This is a genomic window from Halopseudomonas salina, assembly GCF_014637955.1.
Classification (GTDB): domain Bacteria; phylum Pseudomonadota; class Gammaproteobacteria; order Pseudomonadales; family Pseudomonadaceae; genus Halopseudomonas; species Halopseudomonas salina.
This window is the reverse complement of the sequence record NZ_BMFF01000005.1, coordinates 314,877-338,258: the sequence shown is the minus strand read 5'-3', so window position 1 is coordinate 338,258 and position 23,382 is coordinate 314,877. Positions and strand designations below refer to the sequence as shown.

The following is a 23,382-nucleotide window of genomic DNA, read 5'->3' as shown; positions in this document are numbered from 1 at the left end:
CCCCATGAGGCTGATCATGACCCAAGACGATTTTTTACGCCTGGCTGACCAGGGCTTCAACCGTGTACCCGTGGTACGTGAAGTGCTGGCCGACCTGGACACCCCGCTGTCCACCTACCTGAAATTGGCCGACGCGCCATACTCCTATCTGCTCGAGTCCGTGCAGGGCGGTGAAAAATGGGGACGCTACTCCATTCTGGGGCTGCCGGCCCGCACGGTATTACGTGTTTACGGGCACAGCGCCCGGGTGCTGGTCGATGATGTGGAGACCGAACGCCATGAGTGCGATGATCCGCTGGCCTTTGTCGAAGAATTCAAGGCGCGCTACAAGGTCCCGAGCATCCCCGGCCTGCCCCGCTTCAACGGCGGTCTGGTGGGCTACTTCGGTTATGACTGTGTGCGCTATGTCGAACCGCGTCTGGCCCATTGCCCCAACCCTGACCCCTTGAACAACCCTGACATCCTGTTGATGGTGTCCGATGAGGTTGTGGTATTCGACAACCTGGCCGGGAAGCTGCATGCGATCGTTCTGGCCGACCCCTCAGTCGAGAATGCTTTTGACCAGGCCAACAAGCGCCTGGAGGAGCTTCTGGACAAGCTGCGTCAGCCGCTGGCCCAGCGCCGTCCCCTGTCGCTGGATAATCCGCCTGACCGTGATCTGGATTACCGCGCCAGTTTTACCCGCGAGGATTACGAGCGAGCCGTGGATACGGTCAAGGAATACATTCTGGCCGGTGATTGCATGCAAGTAGTGCCCTCCCAGCGCATGAGCATCGACTTCGCTGCCGAACCGATCGATCTGTATCGCGCGCTGCGTAGCCAGAATCCGACGCCTTATATGTATTTCTTCAATTTTGGTGATTTTCACGTGGTGGGCAGCTCACCGGAAGTGCTGGTACGGGTCGAGGACGGCGAAGTCACCGTGCGTCCGATCGCCGGCACGCGCCCGCGCGGCGTCACGGAAGAGGATGACCTGGCGCTGGAACGCGATCTGTTGGCCGACCACAAAGAGATTGCCGAGCACTTGATGTTGATTGATCTGGGGCGTAACGACGTGGGTCGTGTAGCCAAGATCGGCCAGGTCAAGGTTACGGAAAAGATGGTAATCGAGCGCTATTCCAACGTGATGCACATCGTCTCCAACGTGAAGGGCCAATTGCTTGAAGAGCTGAACGCGATGGACGCGCTACGCGCTATTTTGCCCGCCGGCACCTTGTCCGGTGCGCCGAAGATCCGTGCGATGGAAATTATCGATGAACTGGAGCCGGTCAAACGCGGCGTCTACGGCGGCGCGGTGGGTTACTGGGCCTGGAACGGCAATATGGACACCGCGATCGCAATCCGTACAGCGGTAATCAAGAACGGTGAGCTGCACGTGCAGGCCGGCGGCGGTATCGTCGCCGACTCCGTGCCGGCGCTGGAATGGGAAGAGACGATCAACAAGCGTCGTGCGATGTTCCGGGCCGTAGCCCTGGCTGAACAGTCGGTAGAGTGAGGAGCACCCTATGTTACTGATGATCGATAATTACGACTCCTTCACCTACAACGTGGTGCAGTACCTGGGAGAGCTGGGTGCAGAGGTCAAGGTGATCCGCAACGACGAGATGAATGTCGGGCAGATCGAAGCACTGCAGCCGGAGCGCATAGTTATTTCTCCCGGTCCCTGCACGCCGAATGAAGCAGGGGTCTCTGTCGAGGTTCTCAGGCATTTTGCCGGGAAGTTGCCGATTCTCGGTATCTGTCTGGGTCACCAGGCGATCGGCCAGGCTTTTGGTGGCGATGTGGTACGTGCTCGCCAGGTGATGCACGGCAAGACCAGTCCGGTTTTCCACGAATTCCAGGGTGTATTTGCCGGTCTGGCCAACCCTCTGGTGGTTACCCGCTATCATTCATTGGTGGTGAGCCGAGAAACCTTGCCCGATTGCCTGGAAATCACCGCCTGGACGCAGCACGAGGATGGTTCAGTGGATGAGATCATGGGTGTGCGCCATCGCGAACACATGATCGAGGGCGTGCAGTTCCACCCCGAGTCCATTCTCACCGAGCAAGGCCACGAATTGCTCGCCAATTTTCTCAAGCAGCAGGGCGGCCAGCGCGGCTGAACAAGACAGGGAGTATCTATGGATATCAGGACGGCACTGGCTCGAGTCGTTGATCACATTGACCTGGGCACCGAAGAAATGCGCGAGGTGATGCGCTCCATCATGACCGGCCAATGCACTGACGCGCAGATAGGCGCCTTTCTGGTCGGTCTGCGCATGAAGGGCGAGAGCATTGACGAGATTACCGGTGCCGCCATGGTGATGCGTGAGTTGGCATCGGGTGTGGTTGTTACCGGCGACCGGGTGGTAGATACCTGCGGCACCGGTGGAGATGGTGCCAATATTTTCAACGTCTCCACTGCGGCCGCTTTGGTGGTTGCCGCTGCCGGAGGCAAAGTAGCCAAGCACGGCAATCGCGCAGTATCGGGCAAAAGCGGCAGTGCTGATCTGCTGGAGATCGCGGGAGTGAATCTGAACCTCACGCCTGAGCAGGTCAGTCGCTGTGTGGAGGCGGTAGGGGTCGGCTTCATGTTTGCCCCAGCGCACCACAGCGCCATGAAATATGCGGTAGGCCCGCGCAAGGAGCTCGGTCTGCGCACCCTGTTCAATATGCTCGGGCCGATGACCAACCCGGCCGGTGTGCGCCATCAGGTGATCGGCGTGTTTACCGACCGGCTGTGCCGACCCATGACCGAGGTGCTCAAGCGTCTGGGCAGCGAACATGTGCTGGTGGTGAGCGCCCGCGATGGCCTCGATGAGGTCAGCCTGGCAGCGCCAACCCATGTCGCGGAGCTGAAGAACGGCGAGATACTCGAGTACGATATCAGTCCCGAGGATCTGGGCATTGCCAGCCGCAGCCTGATCGGTCTGAGCGTCGAAGACGCGGCGGGCTCTCTGGCGCTGATTAATGATGCCCTGGGTAAGCGCAAGACCGAGGCGGGCGAGAAAGCCGCTGACATGATTATTCTCAATGCCGGTGCCGCTTTGTACGCCTGTGACCAGGCGGCAACCTTTCTCGAGGGGGTGCAGTTGGCGTCCGATGCCTTGCACTCCGGCCTGGCCCGGGAAAAGCTCAATGAGCTGATTGCCTTTACCGATATCTTCCGCGAGGACAGCGCCCAGTGAGTATTCCTACCATTTTGCAGAACATCATTGCCCGCAAGCATGAGGAAGTGGCGGAACGTAAAGGTCGTCTTTCGCTGGCCGATCTGGAGCGCACAGCCGCCAGCGCCGATGCACCACGTGGATTTGCTGCTGCGATGCAGCGAGCTGCTGCAGCGCAGCGGCCAGCGGTGATTGCCGAGGTCAAGAAAGCCTCTCCAAGCAAGGGCGTGTTACGTGAACACTTCGATCCGGCCGAGATCGCAGCAAGCTATGAGCAGGGCGGCGCGGTCTGCCTCTCTGTCCTGACCGATATCGATTTTTTCCAGGGCAGCGATGACTATCTGCGCCAGGCCCGTGCGGCCTGCAGTCTGCCGGTGATCCGCAAGGATTTTCTGATTGATCCGTACCAGGTGGTCGAGGCGCGTGCCATGGGTGCCGACTGCGTGCTGTTGATCGCCTCTGTGCTGGATGATGCGCAGCTGGCGGACCTGGCTGCTGTGGCCCGTGAGCAACAGCTCGATGTGCTGGTAGAAGTGCATGACGAGACCGAGTTGGTGCGCGCCCTGAAGCTCGACACGCCCCTGATAGGTATAAACAATCGCAATTTGCATACTTTTGAAGTCACCCTGGACACCACTCTGGAGCTGCTACCCCAAGTGCCCACTGATCGGCTACTGATCACGGAAAGTGGCATTCTCAGTCGTGCTGATGTGGAATTGATGCTAGCCCATGAAGTGTATGGGTTCCTGGTCGGGGAAGCCTTCATGCGTGCGTCGAACCCAGGTGGCGAGCTGAAGCGATTGTTCTTCTGAGTCCAATGGCGTTGCTGAAGTATCTATTATACTGATTGTTTCCAACTGAATATTGCGCTTTCAGTTTGCCTGGACCGATGTGAGAATCATTCCACAATAACTCGGGATCGGCAGTATGCAAGTAAGGAACACAAAAGAGACCTATGGTCTTGTCGCGGTCGTTTTGCACTGGGTCATTGGGCTGGGGGTGATAGGTATTGCCATCCTTGGGCTGTGGATGACCGGTCTGGATTACTACAGCAACTGGTACCAGCGCGCGCCTTTCTGGCATAAAAGTATCGGAATAACGCTCGCTGCTCTTATTGTCCTGCGCCTGTTCTGGCGCCTGGCCAATCCGAAACCGGTTCCCTTGCCGCATCACAAAGGCTGGGAAATCAATCTGGCCAGAGTGATTCACTGCCTGCTCTACGTTCTTCTGTTCATCATTGTTACCAGTGGGTACCTGATCTCCACCGCCAAGGGTCGAGGTGTCAGCGTATTCGGCTGGTTTGAAGTGCCTGCACTGATTACCGGTTTGCCTTCGCAGGCTGACCGTGCCGGCTTCGTGCATTACTGGCTGGGCGTTACCTTGCTTGGGTTGGTTGCGTTGCACGCCCTGGGCGCCCTCAAGCACCATTTTCTGGATCACGATAGTACCTTGCGGCGCATGCTAGGCATGCGGCCGCGCTCAACCGAGGAGAAAAAACCATGAAGAAAGTGATTGCTGGTATAGCCCTGAGCGGATTGGTCGCCCTGAGCGGCGGATTGCAGGCCGCTGAATACGCGATCGACAAGGAAGGCCAGCATGCCTTTATCAACTTCAAGATCAGCCACCTGGGCTACAGCTGGTTATATGGCGGTTTCAACGACTTTGATGGCTCCTTCAGCTGGGATGCGGACAAGCCCGAAGAGAGCTCCGTCAATGTGGTCATCAACACTGCCAGCGTGGACTCCAATCATGCCGAGCGGGACAAGCACCTGCGCAGTGATGACTTCCTGAGTGTCGACGACCATCCCCAGGCTACGTTCAAGTCCACGTCCGTGGAAATGACCGGTGATGAAACTGCAAACATTACAGGTGATCTGACGCTTAACGGGGTTACTCGGCCGGTAGTGCTTGCCGCTCAGTTCATCGGCGAGGGCGAGGACCCATGGGGTGGCTATCGCGCAGGCTTTGCCGGGACTACTACATTGAAACTGACCGACTTTGATATCACCAAGGATCTTGGGCCTGCTTCCCAGGAAGTGGAGTTGATTCTCAGTGTTGAAGGTGTTCGTCAGTAATCATGCCCGAACACAAGCCGGAGACCCGCTCAGGTCGCCAGGTTGTGCATTTCAGGTCGCCCGGTAACGGGCGGCCTCTTCGACTATCCAGTCCCTGAATGCCTGCAATGTAGCGGATTCTGCCTTACGCTCTGGTATGACCAGATGGTAGGCATGATCGCTGTCAAAGCTGTGGGCGCAAGGTGTGATCAGGCGGCCGCTGTCCAGCTCATCCCGAATCAGGAACGGCGGAATCAATGCCACCCCCATCCCGTGAATTGCCGCCTTGGCAAGCATCGAGAACAATTCCAGGCGGGTGCCGTTCAGATCGTGTTCTATCCGCATATCCAACGAACCGAACCATTGCCTCCAGGCATAGGGGCGGGTGGTCTGTTGCAGTAACGGCAGTTCTGCAATCTGCACAGGCTCCAAATGAGTGTGCGGAGCTATCAGGTCGGGGCTGCAGACGGGTATTGGTGATTCCTGCATCAGAAAATGTGCTTCGGTACCCGACCAGTCGCCATCACCAAAATAGATGGCAGCGTCGAATTCGGTATCGGCAAACAGGAATGGACGCGTGCGGTTGGTCAGGTTTACCGATACGTGCGGATGTTTCGTCAGAAAATCCCCCAGACGGGGTAGCAGCCACTGGGTGCTGAAGGTGGGGACTGCAGCCAGCTCCAGGGTTGCGGTGCCCTGGTTCCCCATTACGGAGAGCGTATCCCGCTCGACCGCATCCAGCCTGCTGCTGATGCGTCTACTATAGGTTTGTCCGGCCTCGGTCAGCTTCACTCCACGGCGGGTACGACGAAACAACTGCACATCGAGAAATTCTTCCAGATTGGCAATCTGGCGGCATACTGCACTCTGTGTCAGCGAGAGTTCCTCTGCGGCCTTGGTAAAACTTTCATGCCGGGCAGAGGACTCGAAACAAACCAGAGCCTGGGTCGGGGGGATCTTGCGGCGCATGTTAACTCCTCTGGAGCAGCGGCAACCTACAAGTTACAAGCTGCAAGTTGGTCGTGCAGTTACGAATCGGCGCGTTAGGCACGAACAAGCTTCACTTGCAGCTTGACGCTTGTAGCTTGAAGCTGTTTTTCGGAGTTCCAAAATAGCACAGGTAGCTGAAAAAAAGGCGTTTGCTGCCAGGGCTCTTCAGGTCTAGTCTGTACCCATCCACGGCGCTTGACGCGTTTCTGTCCCTACATCTTTACGGAGCTCACATGGCCGACTCAAAAGCACAATTCAACTGGATTGATCCCCTACTGCTTGAGCAGCAGCTCACTGAAGAAGAGCGCATGGTGCGTGATTCAGCCGCTTCCTATTGTCAGGAGAAGCTGATGCCGCGTGTGCTCGAGTCGTTTCGTCACGAACAGACCGACGCTTCTATCTTCCGTGAAATGGGTGAGCTTGGTCTACTCGGTGCCACTATCCCCGAGCAGTACGGCGGGAGCGGCTTGAATTACGTCTGCTACGGCCTGATCGCCCGTGAAGTGGAGCGGGTCGATTCCGGTTACCGCTCGATGATGAGCGTGCAGTCTTCCCTGGTCATGGTGCCGATCAACGAGTTTGGCAGCGAGGAGCAGAAGCAGAAATACCTGCCCAAGTTGGCCAGTGGCGAGTACATCGGTTGTTTCGGTCTGACCGAGCCAGATCACGGCTCCGACCCGGGTTCGATGGTCACTCGTGCGAAGAAGGTTGATGGTGGTTATAAGTTGAACGGTGCCAAGATGTGGATCACCAACAGCCCTATTGCCGATGTGTTTGTGGTCTGGGGCAAGACCGAAGATGACGTGATCCGCGGCTTTATTCTGGAGAAGGGTTGGAAAGGCCTGAGCGCTCCGGCAATCAAGGGTAAGGTGGGTCTGCGTACATCCATCACCGGCCAGATCGTGATGGAAGACGTATTCGTTCCGGAAGAAAACCTGATGCCCGGCGTAACCGGTCTGAAAGGGCCTTTCACTTGCCTTAACTCTGCCCGTTACGGCATATCCTGGGGCGCCCTGGGAGCCGCTGAATTCTGCTGGCACACCGCGCGCCAATACACCCTGGACCGTAAGCAGTTTGGCCGCCCGCTGGCGCAGACTCAGCTGATCCAGAAGAAACTGGCCGACATGCAGACTGAAATCACCATGGCGCTGCAGGGCTGTCTGCGCCTGGGTCGCATGAAAGATGAAGGCACTGCAGCGGTGGAAATCACTTCGATGATGAAGCGCAATTCCTGCGGCAAGTCCCTGGACATTGCTCGGGTGGCCCGCGATATGCTTGGCGGTAACGGCATCTCCGATGAGTATGGCGTGATCCGTCATGTGGTCAATCTGGAAGTGGTGAACACCTATGAAGGTACCCACGATGTGCACGCGCTGATTCTGGGTCGGGCACAAACGGGTTTGCAGGCGTTCTTCTAAGACATAGCTGCAAGCTACAAGCCATAAGCGGCAAGTCAAACCGAGCAGGTGGACTTGCCGTTTTTGTATAGGGCTACTCAATGACGTGTTCAGATACCTCGACAACAGATCGTATGGGCCACTTGTTGCTTGCAGCTCGGGGCTTAAACCGAGGACTGCACGCATGAGCGCATTGTCTGGCCTGCGTGTCCTCGACCTCTCCCGCGTTCTTGCTGGCCCATGGGCTGGGCAGCTGCTGGCTGATCTGGGCGCAGATGTGGTCAAGATCGAGCGGCCTGGATCTGGGGATGATACCCGAGCCTGGGGACCGCCCTACCTTCAGGATACAGAGGGGCGGGATACATCCGAGGCAGCGTATTTTCTGTGTGCCAATCGCAACAAGCGTTCGATGGCAATCGATTTCACCCAGCCTGCCGGTCAGGAAACCATACGGCAGCTCGTTGCTGAGGCTGATGTGTTAATCGAGAACTTCAAGGTAGGCGGCTTGGCAGCCTATGGCCTGGATTATGCGAGCCTGAAGGCGCTCAATCCGCGGCTGATCTATTGCTCGATCACCGGTTTTGGGCAGAACGGTCCCTACGCCGAACGAGCTGGATATGACTTCATGATCCAGGCGATAGGTGGATTGATGAGCGTGACGGGGCGCGCCGATGACGAGCCCGGTGCGGGGCCAGTCAAGGTGGGTGTGGCCGTTACCGATATTCTGACCGGTCTCTATGCGAGCAATGCAGTGCTCGCGGCACTGGCAGAGCGCGAGCGAAGCGGTTTGGGTCAGCATATCGACCTGGCGTTGCTTGACGTTCAGGTAGCCTGTATGGCCAACCAGAGTCTCAACTACCTGACAACCGGGCAGGCGCCAGCTCGCATGGGTAATGCCCACCCCAATATTGTGCCTTATCAGGATTTCCCCAGTGCTGATGGCGACTTCATACTCACTGTGGGCAATGATGGTCAGTTCCGGCGCTTCTGTGAGGTAGCGGGGTATCCGGAATGGGCGGATGATTCGCGCTTTGCGACAAACGCCCAGCGGGTAGGTAATCGCAAGATTCTGATTCCGCTGATTCGACAGGTAACCGTATTTCGCTCCACAGAGCAGTGGATGGCTGACCTCGGCGCTGCGGGTGTGCCCTGCGGACCGATCAATAATCTGCAACAGGTTTTTGAAGATCCTCAAGTCCGTGCCCGTGGGTTAAGGATTACGATGGATCATGCGCTATCCGGACAGGTTGATCTGGTTGCCAATCCCATAAGACTGTCGCGCACTCCTGTGCGGTATCGCTCGGCGCCGCCTTTGCTTGATCAGCACGCCGCGCAAGTGCGGCGTGACTGGCTTGGCAGCGCCGATTAGGGTGGCAGGCTGATCAGGGTATAAGCATGACCGGATTGTGGCTCTCACGGGCAACGTATTCGGCAACGCTGCCTAGCGGCAGTTCGTTGATGGGTGTGGCGCCGCGCTTGCCCATGAGGAGTAGGGTAACTTCTTCACGTTGAGCGGCCTTCGCCACTTCCTTGCCAGGCGTTCCCTTGAGACGCTGCACCGAGACGTTGCTGTGATCGCTGCAGAGGCCATCGAGCAAGCTGTTGGCATCGTTGTCGCCTTCGTCTACCCAAACGACCAGTCCCTGGTTACCCCTGCCCATTAACTCCCGGAAAAACCTCTCGGCATGCTGCCCGGAGTTTGAGCCATCTGTTGCGAGCATTATGCCGCCGTCAGGCTCGGCTACCTTGCTGTCCATAGGCAAGATCAACAGGGGGATTCGCGTCATCCGCGCCAGATTCAATGCAATGTTGCCGCGAAACAGATCGCGGCCGGACGAATGGCTTCGGTTGAGGGCCACCACCACATCGGCTCCCACTTTCCGTGCCGCATTCAGTAGCTCCGATGCCGGGAAGCCGTGGTGTAGCCGATAATCCACAGACATGCCCGAGTCATTGGATATTTGCTCGGCAAGGTTTTTCAGTCGTCCTTCGATTGCACCATCGCTGTCTTCGATGTGCTGGCGTTTGTGGGTCTCAATTACATGGACCAGGGTTACCCGGGTCAGACCGAGTAGTTTGGCAATCACAGGAAGATGATCCAGGGTTCTCTCCCAGCCTTCGGAATAATCTACGCTCAACAGACAGTGTTTCAGCATGGAAAAACTCCTTTGATCAGGGCTATCGGGCCACGGCGCAGCAGTTCTGGTTCAGGTTCTTGGGAATGAATATCGGCTGTAGACGAGATCAGGCAGGGCAATGTAACCATGCTGCTCAGCCGGGTACGATGCTTCATGCGGGGACTCCCTGTCGTTAGGGGCTTTCTGAGACTATAGTCCGTGGGGCGGTTGCCAGCCAGGTTGCGTCGACCTTCATGGGTCTGTAACGGGGTGCGTCGGTAGGCTGGCGCTCCCGATAGTGGAGCTATACTGCAGTGGTTGGAACCTGTATCCATAATGAATGAGGAGCCAGATATGAAGCGTTTAACGCTGTTTTTTGCGGCTGCGGTGATCAGCACGCCGTTGTTTGCGATGCATTGTCCCGCGGATATGGCCAAGATCGATGCCCAGTTGCAGAGCAATCCGCCCTCCGACCCTGCGGTTCTCGAACAGGTTCAGAGTCTGCGTGCCGAGGGACAGGAGCTGCATGAAGCAGGAAAGCATGGCCAATCGGTCGAGGTGCTTGGTCAGGCCATGGAGCTGCTCGAAGGCTGAGGTAGTGAAGTTCTACAGATCTGCTGGCTGGGTGAGTACACATTGTCTGTCAGAAACTAAAAAGCGGGCCTGATCTCAGGCCCGCTTTTTTGTGTTGCAAATACAGATCTAGCGGCCAAACAGCGCCGGCTTCTCACGCTGAGGGCGATTGCCTGCAGGTTTGCGCGGCGCATCGGATGCCGGTGTGCTTGGTGCCATCCGGTTGCCCAGAGCCTGGTGACGGCGCTCTTCGCTCACGCTGTCCTGTGGTTCGCTGTTAGGGCGGGCGGCACGGGGTGGCTGATTGCTGCGCGGCCGATCAGTGCGGGGGCGGTCGCTACGCGGCTTTTCGCTGCGGGGTTTATCGCTACGGGGTTGGTCGCCACGCGGCTTGTCACTCCGCGGCTTGTCGCCCCGGGTCTGTTGAGTCCGGGCTGCGCCACCGGCCGGACGTTGGCCCCGGCCGCTGGAAGGGGCGCCACGGGCGCGCTCCGGGCGGTCGCTGTTCATCTCGCTCTGGGCTGGCGGCTCGAAACCTTCCAGGCTGCCTTCCTCGATTTTCTGCTTGGTCATCCGCTCGATATCGCGCAGAAGCTTCTCTTCGTCAGGGCTGACCAGTGATACTGCGCCGCCGCTACGGCCGGCACGGCCGGTACGACCGATCCGGTGTACATAGTCTTCCGAGACGTTTGGCAGTTCGAAGTTGACCACATGTGGCAACTGATCGATATCCAGGCCGCGGGCGGCGATATCGGTTGCGACCAGAATACGCAGCTTGTTCGCCTTGAAATCGGCCAGTGCCTTGGTGCGGGCGCTCTGGCTCTTGTTGCCGTGGATAGCTGCGGCTGGCAGACCGTTCTTGTCCAGGTACTCGGCCAGGCGGTTGGCGCCATGCTTGGTGCGGGTGAATACCAGGACCTGCTCCCAGGCACCCATGGTAATCAGGTGCGCAACCAGCGCGCGCTTGTGACCTGCCGGTACGCGGTACACGGTCTGCGAAATGCGCTCGACTGTCGTGTTGGGCGGCGTTACCTGAATGCGGGCCGGGTTGTTCAGCAGTTTGTTCGCCAGGTCGGTAATGTCCTTGGAGAAGGTGGCCGAGAACAGCAGGCTTTGACGCTGAGTTGGCAGTTTGGCAATGACCTTCTTCACGTCGTGCACAAAACCCATGTCGAGCATGCGGTCCGCTTCGTCCAGTACCAGGATTTCGACCTTGGACAGATCCACTGCGCGCTGCCCGACTAGATCGAGCAAGCGGCCGGGGCAGGCTACCAGTACGTCCAGACCCGGTGCGATAGCCTTCATCTGGGGATTGGCGCCTACACCGCCGAATACACAAGCCGTTTTCATTGGCAGCTCGCCGCCGTAGGTACGAAAGCTTTCGTGCACCTGGGCCGCGAGTTCGCGCGTGGGGGTCAGAACCAGTACGCGAACCTGTTTCGGCGCGCGACGCTGGGCTGCGTCAGCCTGGCCGCCCGGGTACAGTTTCTCGATAATCGGCAGTGCAAAGCCTGCTGTCTTGCCGGTACCTGTCTGGGCGGCAACCATCAGGTCGCGACCTTCGAGCACTGCGGGGATGGCCTGGGCCTGTACGGGGGTTGGTTTGGTATAACCAGTGGCTGCAACGGCGCGCACTAGCACGTCGGACAAGCCGAGAGTAGCAAAGGACATTCAGATATTCCTGTGATGGCCGTTTGCGGAGCTGATTTGCCCGTGCGGCCGATGATGAAAAAATTGAAGGAGCGAGAGTCTAGCAGAAACCGGACTGAACTGCAGCTAAAACCTCGAACCGCGGTTTTGCGGCACACGCCTTCAGTGTGTCAGGGTAAGAGTGCCGTCGTTTACTGCCAGACGATACCTTTGCAGGATTTGTTCATACTCTTCGGTGTGCTTGAAAGCTCTAAGGGCCTGGGAGAATGCCTGGGCTGGCTCCTGCCATCGGGGCGCCTGGTGGAAAGCCAGGTAGAAATTACTTTGACTCAAGGGTAGTGGATGGTAGCCGACCTGTTCAGTGATGCCCAGGATGCTGCTAGTGTAGAGCCCGACCGGGCGGCTCATTGCAACCATGTCTACCCGGCCTCGTAACAGCTTCTGGAAGTTGGCAGCAAAGCTGGGGGCGGGCTCGCGAAAAAAGGTATCTGAAGCAATGAAGTCATCGTTGTTGTAGAGGTACCCGGGGGATACGCCGATAACCAGCCCCGTCAGATCATTGAGACTGTCGAACGCGAAGGGTCGGCGACTGTCATGGAAGAGTACCGTCTCATGACTGGACAGTGGCTCGCTGGTGAACAGGAACCTGGCCAGATAATCCGGGTGAGGAGCAATATCCAGTACGGCATCGGCTGTGCCTTTCTCTACGTCCTGCAAGACTCGCCGCCATGGTTTGAGCTCCCATTCCACCTGATAGCCAAGTTGAGCTAGCAGGTGCTCGGTAATTTCCTTGTCAGCACCTTTGATAATGCCGTCTTCGACGTATACGAAAGGAGGCCACTCTTCAGTGACTATGCGCAGGGATTCCGCCCACGCTACGCTCATCGTCGTTAATGACGCGAGAAATAGACATATTTGCAGCTTCATCACTGGCAGCACTCCTTGACGGGCGAGCTTCGGCTCAGCTCCCGCGCAGATTCCGCCACACGGCAAGGCTGGGTTCAGCCTGATTGAGAGTATAAAAGTGCAGACTTGGTGCTCCGCCGTCAATTAGCCGTTGGCATAACTGGGTTATTACTTCGTTCCCAAAAGCTGCGATGCTCTCACTGTCATCACCGTAGGATTCCAGCTGTTTGCGTATCCAGCGGGGGATTTCTGCGCCACAGGCGTCGGAGAATCGTGCCAGCTTGCTGTAATTGGTGATCGGCATAATGCCCGGCACTATGGGTATGTCTACCCCAGCCTTGCGTACCCGCTCAACAAAATGAAAGTAGCAGTCAGCGGTGAAGAAGTACTGGGTGATGGCGCTATTGGCGCCCGATTTGGCCTTGCGGATAAAGTTCTCAAGGTCCGCCTCAAAATGTCGAGCCTGGGGGTGAGCTTCGGGATAGGCGGCCACTTCAATGTGGAAGTGATCACCGGTTTCATTGCGGATGAATTCCACCAGCTCGTTGGCATATCGCAACTCGCCGGAGGCTTGCCCCATGCCTGAGGGTAGATCGCCGCGAAGCGCGACGATACGCTTGATGCCGGACTCCCGGTACAGGTTCAGCAGGTTGCGCAGGTCTTCCTTGCTGTCGCCGACGCAGGATAAATGCGGTGCGGTGGGTACCTGGACCTCCTGGTCAAGTTGCAATACGGTCTTCAAGGTGCCATCGCGGGTCGATCCGCCCGCACCGTAGGTCACCGAAAAGAACTCGGGATTTTCAGCAGCCAGCACTTTTCCGGCAGCGATCAGCTTCTGGTGCCCGGCCTCGGTCTTGGTCGGGAAGAACTCGAAGCTGACCGGAGCCTTGCTTGTAGTATGTGTCATGTCGTTCCTGCCCTTATTGATGTGGGCTTTTTTGAATGGTTGTTGGCTGAAGGCTGAAGGCTGAAAGCTTGAAGTGATCCGAGTTGAGGCACTGTTTACCGTCAGGCACTAACAAGTGCTTGTCGGGCAGGAGACAAAACCCACACCGTTCAGCTTTCAGCTTTCAACTAAAAGTAGAGGGTGCTGGCTGCACCCTCCACTTGCCGCTTGTAGCTTACCGCTTGCCGCTTCGTTTAATAACGATAGTCTTCCGGCTTGAAAGGTCCTTCAACAGCGACGCCGATGTAGTCGGCTTGCTTGCTGGTCAATTTGGTAATCACGCCACCGAAGCCCTTGACCATTTCCAGCGCGACTTCTTCGTCCAGTTTCTTGGGCAGCACTTCTACGCGGAGCAGTTCGGCTTTCTGTTCGGTCGACAGTTTGGCATAACCCTGACCAAACAGGTGGATCTGGGCCAGCACCTGGTTGGCGAAAGAGCCATCCATGATTCGGCTTGGGTGGCCGGTGGCGTTGCCCAGGTTGACCAGACGACCTTCGGCCAGCAGGATCAGGTAGTCATCGTTGGCCGCATCGAAGTTGTCCTTGCCGGTGCGGTGCAGCTTGTGTACCTGCGGCTTGACCTCTTCCCAGTGCCAGTTGGCGCGGGTGTAGGCGGTGTCGATTTCATTGTCGAAGTGGCCGATGTTGCAGACGATGGCGCGCTTCTTGAGGGCGTTGAGCATGTTGGCATCACACACGTTGACGTTACCGGTGGTGGTTACCAGCAGGTCGGTGCGTCCGAGCACCGCGGTGTTGATGCAAGCGGGAGTGCCGTCGTTGATGCCGTCATTGAACGGTGAAACCAGCTCGAAGCCGTCCATGCAGGCCTGCATCGCACAGATGGGATCGACTTCAGTAACCTTGACGATCATGCCTTCCTGACGCAGGGACTGGGCCGAACCCTTGCCCACATCGCCATAGCCGATAACCAGTGCCTGCTTACCGGACAGCAGGTGGTCGGTGGCCCGCTTGATGGCGTCGTTGAGGCTATGACGGCAGCCGTATTTGTTGTCGTTCTTGCTCTTGGTCACCGAGTCGTTAACGTTGATTGCCGGGATCTTCAGCGTGCCTTTCTTGAGCATCTCCAGCAGGCGATGTACGCCAGTGGTGGTCTCTTCGGTGACGCCGTGAATCTTGTCGAGCATTTGCGGGTACTTGTCATGCAGGATGCCGGTCAGGTCGCCGCCATCGTCCAGTACCATGTTGGCGTCCCATGGCTTGCCACCGTGCAGGATGGTTTGCTCGATGCACCACTCGTACTCGTCTTCGGTTTCGCCTTTCCAGGCAAACACCGGAATACCCGCGGCGGCTATGGCTGCGGCAGCGTGATCCTGGGTAGAGAAAATGTTGCAGGATGACCAGCGGACTTCAGCGCCAAGCTCGATCAGGGTTTCGATCAGTACGGCGGTCTGAATGGTCATGTGGATGCAGCCAATGATCCTGGCACCCTTGAGTGGTTGCTCGGCCTTGTATTTGCGGCGCATGGCCATCAGCGCAGGCATTTCCGATTCAGCGATGATGATTTCACGGCGACCGTAGTCAGCCAGATTGATGTCGGCAACTTTATAGTCGTTGAAACCGGCGGGTTTGATTACAGCACTCATGCGATTACTCCATTCGTAGTTAGCGAATGGGCGCGGTTACGTGTTTAGTGACACCATCCGAGCCTGACGACCTGTTGGCAGTAAGTTGCCTGGTCGCTGCAGCGCCCCTCGGATGGGGTCAGAATCTGTTTACAATCCGGCGTCGGCTTTCAGGGCCTCGGCGCGGTCGGTTTTTTCCCAGGGGAAAGTAATGAAGGTATCGCCATTCACGGTGACTTCCTCTGGCGTGCGGCCAAAGTGACCGTAAGCCGCGGTTGCCCGGTACATCGGATGCAAAAGATCGAGCATGCGCGTAATGGCATAGGGGCGCAGGTCGAAGTGCTCGCGCACCAGCTTGATGATCTTGTCATCGCTGATCTTGCCAGTGCCAAAGGTGTTGATCGACATCGATGTCGGCTGGGCTACGCCGATTGCGTAGGAAACCTGGATTTCACAGCGCTCGGCCAGGCCGGCGGCGACAATGTTCTTGGCCACATAGCGGCCGGCATAGGCGGCACTGCGGTCAACCTTGGACGGATCCTTGCCGGAAAATGCGCCGCCACCGTGGCGCGCCATGCCGCCGTAGGTGTCGACGATGATTTTCCGGCCGGTAAGGCCGCAATCGCCCACCGGGCCGCCGATCACGAACTTGCCGGTCGGGTTGATATGATATTGAGTGTCGGCATGCAGCAATTCGGCCGGGAGCACATGGCGGATGATGTTCTCCATCACGGCTTCGCGCAGGTCGTTGAGGCTGATTTCCGGATTGTGCTGGGTCGATAGCACGATCGCGTCTATGCCCACCACCTTGCCATTGTCGTAGCGGCAGGTGACCTGGGATTTTGCGTCCGGGCGTAACCATGGCAGGGTGCCATTCTTGCGGATTTCAGACTGACGCTCGACCAGGCGATGGGCGAAGGTGACCGGAGCTGGCATCAGTACGTCGGTTTCGTTGCTGGCATAGCCGAACATCAGGCCCTGATCGCCCGCGCCTTGATCCTCGGGCTTCTGCCGATCCACGCCCTGGGCAATATCCGGAGACTGTTTGCCGATGATGTTGATTACGCCGCAGGTATCGCCGTCGTAACCGACATCGGACGAGGTATAGCCCACGTCCTTGATCACGTTGCGCACCAGGTCCTCGAGGTCGACCCAGGCGCTGGTAGTCACTTCACCACCCACAATGGCGACACCGGTTTTCACCATGGTTTCACAGGCAACGCGCGCGTGTTTGTCTTCGCTGATGATGGCGTCGAGCACGGCATCGGAAATCTGGTCAGCCAGCTTGTCCGGATGGCCTTCGGAGACCGATTCGGAGGTGAATAACGAGTAATCGCTCATGGTGCCATCCTTCCTGTTGATAATTCATTTGTTGAGAATTCGGGGGTGAAATACTGCTGTACCTGTATCTGGAATCCGTTGCGCAGCCCTATATAGAGGCTGCCGCCCGCCGTCAGGCCGGCGCCAGCTGCCCAGTGACTCAGGTCTTCCTGATCGAAGCCGAGCCAGAGATCGCCGCAGGTATCGCGTACCCAGCTCTGGTCATGGCTGCACAGCTCGGTCAGGATCAGGCTGCCACCGGGCTTGAGCAGGCGGGTGAAGCGCTTCATGGCCTCCGCTGGCGCTGGCATGTGATGCAGCACCATGTTGCACACCACGCAATCGGCCAAGGGTAGTGATGGTTGCGCTGCCAATGCGTCTGCAAGCAGACATTCCACATTGTCCAGACCGGCCTCGGCACATTGTTGACGCGCGCGGTCGAGCATGGAGGCGGCGTTATCCATGCCGATTACCCGGTCGAAGCGGGTTGCCAGTTCCGGCAGGAATCCGCCTTCACCCGGGCCGACCTCTATGGCCAGTTCCCGTGCGGGCAGCCGCAGGCCGTCGATCAGTGCCAACAATGGCTCGCGATAGAGGCCGAAGTGCGCAATCAGGTCCTGCTGCGCGGGTGTGCCTTCAGCGAAGCGGGCGAAGAACTGGCGGGACATCTCTGCCCGCTGGCCATGAATTACCGCAATTGACTGCTGCAGGCCGATGCCAAGAGGCAGATCGTCCAGGCCGCAAAGCAGCCTTTCATGCACGCCCGACCAGTGGCTTGAGACATCAGGCAGGCTGCGTCGATAGAAGATCGAGTTCCCCTCGCGCCGAGTGCTGACCAGGCCGGCGTTGGCAAGTACCTTGAGATGGTGGCTCATGCCGGACTGACGCATGGCAAAGATTTGTGCCAGCTCCAGCACACCGAACGAATCGTTGCGCAATGCGCGAAGAATATCCAGACGCAAAGCATCACCGGTGGCCTTGCAGAAGGCTGCCAGTTGATCGGTAAGGCTGGGAGGTTGCGGCGCAAGCTGCGCAATTTGTGTCATGCCGGCAGTTTAGGGGTGCGACCGGAATCGTGCAAGATCTATATCAAAATAGTTTGATATAGGGCGGAGTCGACCGAAGGGCGCCCTACGGATCAATCCACCTCGGGGTTTTCATTGCCCGCCGACGCTGTTTGCGCGAAAATGCCGGGCCTTGCAACTAGCCGGTGATTATCCGCTGGCCAGCCAATCTGTCAGCCTCACAGGAGTTACCCATGCCCAGCCGTCGTGATCGAGCCAATGCCATTCGTGCCCTCAGCATGGATGCAGTGCAGAAAGCCAATAGCGGCCACCCCGGTGCGCCCATGGGTATGGCTGACATAGCCGAAGTTCTGTGGCGTGACTATATGAAGCACAATCCGATCAATCCCCAGTGGGCGGATCGCGATCGATTTGTGCTGTCCAACGGCCATGGTTCGATGTTGATCTACTCTCTGCTGCACCTTACAGGCTATGACTTGCCGATCGACGAGCTGAAGAACTTCCGCAAGCTGCACAGCAAGACCCCGGGTCACCCCGAATATGGCTATACGCCCGGTGTGGAAACCACAACCGGGCCGCTGGGTCAGGGGCTGGCCAATGCGGTAGGTTTCGCACTGGCCGAGAAGATCATGGCTGCCCAGTTCAACCGCCCCGGACATGACGTGGTCGATCACCACACCTATGTTTTCATGGGTGATGGCTGCCTGATGGAAGGCATTTCCCATGAGGTCTGCTCGCTGGCCGGCACCCTGGGTTTGAACAAGTTGATCGGCTTTTATGACGACAACGGCATTTCCATCGACGGCGAAGTGCATGGCTGGTTTACCGACGACACACCCAAGCGCTTCGAGTCCTACGGCTGGCTGGTCATTCGCAACGTCAACGGTCACGACGCCGACGAGATCAAGACTGCGATCGAGACTGCACGCAAGAGCGACAAGCCGACCCTGATCTGCTGCAAGACCATCATTGGCTTCGGCTCGCCTAACAAGCAGGGCAAGGAAGAGTCCCACGGCGCTGCTCTGGGTGAAGACGAAATCGCACTGACGCGGGAAAAACTGGGCTGGAAACACGGTCCCTTCGAGGTTCCCGCGGACATCTATGCCGAGTGGGATGCCCGCCAGTCCGGCAGCCAGGCTGAGCAGCAGTGGGATCAGCGCTTCGCCGCCTACCAGTCGGAATTCCCGGAACTCGCCGCCGAATTCCTGCGCCGTATGGCCGGTGAGTTGCCGGAGGATTTCTCCGAGAAAGCCGCGGCATACATTCGTGATGTGGCAGACAAGGGTGAGTCGATCGCCAGCCGCAAGGCTAGTCAGAACAGCCTGAACGCCTTTGGTCCGTTGCTTCCCGAGTTGCTGGGCGGCTCTGCAGATCTGGCCGGCTCCAATCTGACGCTGTGGAAAGGTTGCAAGGGCGTCAGCAAGGAAGACGCAGCAGGCAACTACATGTATTACGGGGTGCGCGAATTTGGTATGAGCGCGATCATGAACGGTGTCGCACTGCACGGCGGCCTGATTCCCTACGGCGCTACCTTCCTGATGTTCATGGAATACGCGCGCAATGCGGTGCGCATGTCGGCGCTGATGAAGGTCCGGGTGCTCTATGTATTTACCCACGACTCGATCGGTCTGGGTGAAGACGGTCCGACGCACCAGCCGGTCGAGCAGCTAACCAGTCTGCGCACCACGCCAAACCTCGACACCTGGCGTCCGGCCGATACCGTCGAGGCGGCCGTGGCCTGGAAATGCTCGATCGAGCGCAAGGGTGGCCCAAGCGCCCTGATTTTTTCGCGTCAGAATCTGCCGCATCAATTACGTGACAATGAAACCGAGGCAGCAATCGCCCGCGGTGGTTATGTACTCAAGGCCTGCGAGGGTGAGCCGCAATTGATTCTGATTGCCACCGGTTCTGAAGTCGGCCTGGCCATGCAGGCCCATGCCAAGCTGACCGAGCAGGGTTATCGGGTACGTGTGGTTTCCATGCCCTGTACCAGCGTATTCGACCAGCAGGACGCCGAGTACCGTCAGGCGGTGTTGCCCCTGGAAGTAGGGGCACGTATCGCGATTGAAGCTGGTCACGCCGACTTCTGGTACAAGTATGTGGGTCTGGACGGTCGGGTCATCGGCATGAACAGCTTTGGTGAATCGGCTCCGGCTGCGGCCTTGTTCGAAGAGTTCGGCTTTACTGTAGACAATATTCTTGCCGCAGCCGATGAGCTGCTCGAGGAGTGATGCCACAGCGCGCGCCCTTTCGCATTGCTATCAACGGTTACGGCCGGATAGGGCGCTGCGTTCTGCGCGCGCTGCATGAGCGTGGGGGCGAGGGTATGCAGATCGTGGCACTCAATGATCTGGCCGATCACGCCAGTATCGAGTACCTGACCCGTTTCGATTCGACCCATGGCCGATTTCCGGGAGCGGTGTCGTTCGAGGGTCAGCACTTGCAGGTAGATAATCAGTCTATCCAGGTGTTACGCCAGTCCGAGCCTGAGGGTGTTGACTGGCGTGCACTGGATATCGACATGCTGCTGGAATGTTCCGGGCAGTATACGACCCGCGATCAAGCGCTGCGCTTTACCCATGCAGGCATTCCTCGCGTACTGTTCTCCCAGCCCATGGTCAACGCCGAAGCTGTTGACGCCACCATTGTGTTTGGGGTCAACCAGGATCAACTGGACGACAACGCGCGACTGGTTTCAAACGCATCCTGCACCACCAACTGCAGTGTGCCGGTTCTGAAGCTGCTCGATGAAGAGATAGGTCTGGATTTTGTGTCGATCACCACTATCCACTCGGCGATGAACGATCAGCCGGTCATTGACGCCTATCACCATGATGACCTGCGTCGCACTCGCTCTGCATTTCAGTCGATGATCCCGGTTTCCACCGGCCTAGCCCGTGGCATTGAACGACTATTGCCGGAACTGTCGGGCCGGATCCAGGCCAAAGCGATACGTGTGCCCACGGTCAATGTGTCGGCGCTGGACATCACGCTGCAAACTCGACGTGATACTTCTGCGGAGGAGATCAATCGTCTGCTCGAGGGCGCTGCCCGGGGCACCTATCGTGGGCTGCTTGACTATACCGAGCTGCCCCATGCCAGTTGCGACTTTAATCATGACCCCCACTCGGCGATTGTGGATGGGAGTCAGACGCGTGTTTCCGGTCCACGGATGGTTAACCTGTTGATTTGGTTCGACAACGAATGGGGCTTTGCCAACAGGATGATCGATGTGGCCGGCTACTGGCTGAGAAAGTGAATATTGTCTTTTAAATCAAGGAGTCGGTAATGAGCGTATTGACGATGGGCGAGCTGGATCTCAAAGGTCAGCGGGTGTTAATTCGCGAGGATCTCAATGTGCCGGTCAAGGATGGCAAAGTGCAAAGTGACGCGCGCATCCTGGCGGCACTACCAACAATCAGACAGGCTCTGGACAAGGGCGCTGCAGTGATGATCTGTTCACACCTGGGGCGTCCCGAGGAGGGTGTGTTCACTGAAGCCGACAGCCTGGCGCCGGTGGCGGCTTACCTATCCAAGGCCCTGAGCCGCGACGTACCGCTAGTCACCGATTATCTGGCTGGCGTCGAAGTAGAGCCGGGCCAGGTCGTTCTGCTCGAGAATGTGCGTTTCAACCGCGGCGAGAAGAAGAATGACGATGAGCTGGCGCAGCAATATGCTGCGCTATGCGATATTTTCGTCATGGATGCCTTTGGCACCGCGCACCGCGCCCAGGGGTCGACCCATGGCGTCGCCAAGTTTGCCCGCGTGGCCTGCGCAGGCCCGCTGCTTGCAGCCGAGCTGGACGCGCTGGGCAAGGCCCTTAAAGAGCCGGCCCGGCCGATGGCGGCGATCGTTGCCGGCTCCAAGGTCTCGACCAAGCTGGACGTGCTCAACGCCCTGTCGGAAAAATGTGATCAGTTGATTGTCGGTGGCGGTATCGCCAATACCTTTCTGGCTGCTGCCGGTTATCCGGTCGGTAAATCACTGCATGAGGCGGATCTTCTGGACACCGCCCGGGATATAGCAAAACGCGTCAGCGTGCCTTTGCCGACCGACGTGGTGGTGGCCAAGGCGTTCGCCGAGGATGCCGAGGCGACCGTCAAGCTGGTTGACGATGTGGCCGATGATGACATGATTCTCGATATTGGCCCGCAAACGGCCAGGCACTTCGCCGAACTACTGAAATCTGCCGGGACTATCCTCTGGAATGGCCCGGTGGGCGTATTCGAGTTCGATCAGTTTGGCGAAGGCACTCGTGCCCTGGCGTTGGCGATTGCCGAAAGCCCGGCCTTTTCCATTGCCGGCGGTGGAGACACCCTGGCAGCCATCGACAAATACGGCGTGGCCGACCGCATATCCTATATTTCTACCGGTGGCGGTGCCTTCCTGGAGTTTGTCGAGGGTAAGGTACTGCCTGCAGTTCAGGTACTCGAAGAAGCTGCCCGAAGCGCGACTGACTTTTAATCTAAAGACACCCGCAGCGCGGACTGTTCCCAGTCCAGCGCTGCTGACAACTTGCAGCCATCCGCGTGGTGCGGCAGGCTAATATTCAACATTTGCACGATTTAGTTCAGGAGAACATTCATGGCTCTTATCAGTATGCGCCAGATGCTGGATCACGCGGCCGAGTACGGCTATGGAGTGCCCGCTTTCAATATCAACAACCTCGAACAGATGCGCGCAATCATGGAAGCGGCCGACAAGACCGATTCACCGGTCATTGTCCAGGCTTCAGCCGGTGCCCGCAAATACGCTGGTGCGCCGTTTCTGCGTCACCTGATTCTGGCGGCTATCGAAGAATTCCCGCACATCCCTGTTGTGATGCACCAGGACCATGGCACCACGCCGGCAATCTGTCAGCGCTCCATTCAGCTGGGTTTTTCCTCAGTGATGATGGACGGCTCGCTGTGTGAGCTGGGCAAGAATCCGACTGACTATGATTACAACGTCGATGTGACGCGCCGTACGGTCGAAATGGCTCACGCCTGTGGGGTATCAGTGGAAGGCGAACTCGGTTGTCTGGGTAGCCTGGAGACGGGGCAGGCTGGTGAGGAGGATGGCATTGGCGCGACCGGTATTCTGGATCACAGCCAGATGCTGACCGACCCGGAAGAGGCGGCTGATTTCGTCAAGCGCACTCACGTTGACGCGTTGGCTATTGCGATCGGTACCAGTCATGGTGCCTACAAGTTCACCAAGCCGCCCACCGGTGACACCCTGGCAATCGACCAGATCAAGGCGATCCACGCGCGCATTCCCGATACTCATCTGGTCATGCACGGCTCTTCTTCGGTCCCACAGGAGTGGCTGGCGATCATCAATCAGTATGGTGGCGACATCAAGGAAACCTACGGGGTTCCGGTCGAGGAAATCGTTGAAGGTATCAAGCATGGTGTGCGCAAGGTGAACATCGATACTGACCTTCGGTTGGCGTCCACTGGTGCAATGCGTCGACATATGGCTCAGAATCCGAGCGAATTCGATCCACGCAAATTCTTTGCAGAAACCGTCAAGGCCATGCGTGATGTATGCATCGCCCGCTATGAGGCGTTTGGCGCCGCAGGCAATGCATCGAAGATCAAACCAGTGAGCCTGGAGGTCATGTATCAACGTTATGCGACCGGTGAGCTGGATCCGAAGATCAACTAAATCCGTCTACTGGGTAGTGTCTGCTG

General features: G+C 57.9%; 22 protein-coding genes and 1 riboswitch. Of the genes, 13 read left to right on the top strand and 9 right to left on the bottom strand.

The features are described 5' to 3' along the window. Positions 1–16 precede the first annotated feature (16 nt). The 6 genes from trpE to IEV54_RS13600 all read left to right on the top strand — a co-directional run bounded on the left by trpE (position 17) and on the right by IEV54_RS13600 (position 5,221). Positions 17–1,495, top strand: coding sequence for an anthranilate synthase component I (gene trpE, locus IEV54_RS13625; RefSeq protein WP_150277914.1), 1,479 nt, complete (start codon positions 17–19; stop codon positions 1,493–1,495). A 10-nt stretch (positions 1,496–1,505) separates the two neighbouring features. Next, positions 1,506–2,102, top strand: coding sequence for an aminodeoxychorismate/anthranilate synthase component II (locus IEV54_RS13620; RefSeq protein WP_150277915.1), 597 nt, complete (start codon positions 1,506–1,508; stop codon positions 2,100–2,102). Between the two features lie 18 nt (positions 2,103–2,120). Next, positions 2,121–3,167, top strand: coding sequence for an anthranilate phosphoribosyltransferase (gene trpD / locus IEV54_RS13615; protein ID WP_150277916.1), 1,047 nt, complete (start codon positions 2,121–2,123; stop codon positions 3,165–3,167). Then, the gene (gene trpC / locus IEV54_RS13610) at positions 3,164–3,958 is read left to right on the top strand and encodes an indole-3-glycerol phosphate synthase TrpC (protein WP_150277917.1); all 795 of its coding nucleotides are present in this window, start codon (positions 3,164–3,166) and stop codon (positions 3,956–3,958) included. The genes trpD and trpC overlap by 4 nt, the downstream gene beginning before the upstream one ends. Positions 3,959–4,073: 115 nt before the next feature. Beyond that, on the top strand, positions 4,074–4,649 hold the full coding sequence (locus tag IEV54_RS13605; protein WP_150277918.1) for a cytochrome b: 576 nt from the start codon (positions 4,074–4,076) through the stop codon (positions 4,647–4,649). Then, on the top strand, positions 4,646–5,221 hold the full coding sequence (locus tag IEV54_RS13600; RefSeq protein ID WP_150277919.1) for a YceI family protein: 576 nt from the start codon (positions 4,646–4,648) through the stop codon (positions 5,219–5,221). Before IEV54_RS13605 ends, IEV54_RS13600 begins: the two co-directional genes overlap by 4 nt. A 51-nt stretch (positions 5,222–5,272) precedes the next feature. Here the strand turns inward: IEV54_RS13600 and IEV54_RS13595 are convergent, their stop codons facing one another. Beyond that, positions 5,273–6,169 (bottom strand): LysR family transcriptional regulator, encoded by an 897-nt coding sequence (locus IEV54_RS13595; protein WP_150277920.1) that lies wholly within the window; start codon positions 6,167–6,169, stop codon positions 5,273–5,275. A 254-nt stretch (positions 6,170–6,423) separates the two neighbouring features. Between IEV54_RS13595 and IEV54_RS13590 the strand changes: the two genes are divergently transcribed. Together IEV54_RS13590 and IEV54_RS13585 are read left to right on the top strand one after the other, a co-directional pair. Further along, positions 6,424–7,608, top strand: a complete 1,185-nt coding sequence (locus tag IEV54_RS13590; RefSeq protein ID WP_150277921.1) for an acyl-CoA dehydrogenase — start codon at positions 6,424–6,426, stop codon at positions 7,606–7,608. A gap of 163 nt (positions 7,609–7,771) precedes the next feature. After that, entirely contained in the window at positions 7,772–8,956 is a 1,185-nt protein-coding gene (locus IEV54_RS13585) for a CaiB/BaiF CoA transferase family protein (protein ID WP_150277922.1), read from the top strand. A 13-nt stretch (positions 8,957–8,969) separates the two neighbouring features. Here IEV54_RS13585 and IEV54_RS13580 read toward each other — a convergent pair whose 3' ends face one another. Together IEV54_RS13580 and IEV54_RS13575 are read right to left on the bottom strand one after the other, a co-directional pair. Beyond that, positions 8,970–9,743, bottom strand: a complete 774-nt coding sequence (locus tag IEV54_RS13580; protein ID WP_150277923.1) for a universal stress protein — start codon at positions 9,741–9,743, stop codon at positions 8,970–8,972. After that, complete coding sequence (locus tag IEV54_RS13575; RefSeq protein ID WP_188434464.1) at positions 9,737–9,880, bottom strand: hypothetical protein; 144 nt, start codon at positions 9,878–9,880, stop codon at positions 9,737–9,739. The genes IEV54_RS13580 and IEV54_RS13575 overlap by 7 nt, the downstream gene beginning before the upstream one ends. Before the next feature lie 178 nt (positions 9,881–10,058). Between IEV54_RS13575 and IEV54_RS13570 the strand changes: the two genes are divergently transcribed. Further along, positions 10,059–10,298: a PA2433 domain-containing protein gene (locus tag IEV54_RS13570; RefSeq protein ID WP_150277924.1), complete on the top strand. Its 240-nt coding sequence runs from the start codon at positions 10,059–10,061 to the stop codon at positions 10,296–10,298. Positions 10,299–10,406: 108 nt separating this feature from the next. Here the strand turns inward: IEV54_RS13570 and IEV54_RS13565 are convergent, their stop codons facing one another. From IEV54_RS13565 to IEV54_RS13540, 6 genes are all read right to left on the bottom strand, one after another. Next, positions 10,407–11,948 carry a DEAD/DEAH box helicase gene (locus IEV54_RS13565; protein WP_150277925.1) on the bottom strand — a complete coding sequence of 514 codons (1,542 nt, stop codon included), beginning with the start codon at positions 11,946–11,948 and terminating at the stop codon, positions 10,407–10,409. Between the two features lie 141 nt (positions 11,949–12,089). Continuing rightward, positions 12,090–12,854: a substrate-binding periplasmic protein gene (locus IEV54_RS13560; protein ID WP_150277926.1), complete on the bottom strand. Its 765-nt coding sequence runs from the start codon at positions 12,852–12,854 to the stop codon at positions 12,090–12,092. Between the two features lie 34 nt (positions 12,855–12,888). Next, positions 12,889–13,740 carry a methylenetetrahydrofolate reductase [NAD(P)H] gene (gene metF, locus IEV54_RS13555; RefSeq protein WP_150277927.1) on the bottom strand — a complete coding sequence of 284 codons (852 nt, stop codon included), beginning with the start codon at positions 13,738–13,740 and terminating at the stop codon, positions 12,889–12,891. Positions 13,741–13,973: 233 nt separating this feature from the next. Next, positions 13,974–15,383 carry an adenosylhomocysteinase gene (ahcY, locus tag IEV54_RS13550; protein ID WP_150277928.1) on the bottom strand — a complete coding sequence of 470 codons (1,410 nt, stop codon included), beginning with the start codon at positions 15,381–15,383 and terminating at the stop codon, positions 13,974–13,976. A gap of 21 nt (positions 15,384–15,404) precedes the next feature. After that, positions 15,405–15,499: riboswitch (S-adenosyl-L-homocysteine riboswitch) on the bottom strand. 13 nt (positions 15,500–15,512) lie between these two features. Beyond that, the gene (gene metK / locus IEV54_RS13545; RefSeq protein ID WP_150277929.1) at positions 15,513–16,703 is read right to left on the bottom strand and encodes a methionine adenosyltransferase; all 1,191 of its coding nucleotides are present in this window, start codon (positions 16,701–16,703) and stop codon (positions 15,513–15,515) included. Next, positions 16,700–17,728, bottom strand: a complete 1,029-nt coding sequence (locus IEV54_RS13540) for an ArsR/SmtB family transcription factor (RefSeq protein ID WP_150277930.1) — start codon at positions 17,726–17,728, stop codon at positions 16,700–16,702. Before IEV54_RS13540 ends, metK begins: the two co-directional genes overlap by 4 nt. A 212-nt stretch (positions 17,729–17,940) precedes the next feature. On the opposite strand from IEV54_RS13540, the gene tkt reads away from it, so the two are divergent. The 4 genes from tkt (at position 17,941) to fba (ending at position 23,356) form a co-directional block, all read left to right on the top strand. Then, positions 17,941–19,938, top strand: coding sequence for a transketolase (gene tkt / locus IEV54_RS13535; RefSeq protein WP_150277931.1), 1,998 nt, complete (start codon positions 17,941–17,943; stop codon positions 19,936–19,938). Further along, entirely contained in the window at positions 19,938–20,966 is a 1,029-nt protein-coding gene (gene epd / locus IEV54_RS13530; RefSeq protein WP_150277932.1) for an erythrose-4-phosphate dehydrogenase, read from the top strand. The genes tkt and epd overlap by 1 nt, the downstream gene beginning before the upstream one ends. A 29-nt stretch (positions 20,967–20,995) precedes the next feature. Continuing rightward, positions 20,996–22,171, top strand: a complete 1,176-nt coding sequence (locus tag IEV54_RS13525; protein ID WP_150277933.1) for a phosphoglycerate kinase — start codon at positions 20,996–20,998, stop codon at positions 22,169–22,171. Positions 22,172–22,291: 120 nt separating this feature from the next. Next, entirely contained in the window at positions 22,292–23,356 is a 1,065-nt protein-coding gene (fba, locus tag IEV54_RS13520; protein ID WP_150277934.1) for a class II fructose-bisphosphate aldolase, read from the top strand. The last annotated feature ends 26 nt before the right edge of the window (positions 23,357–23,382 follow it).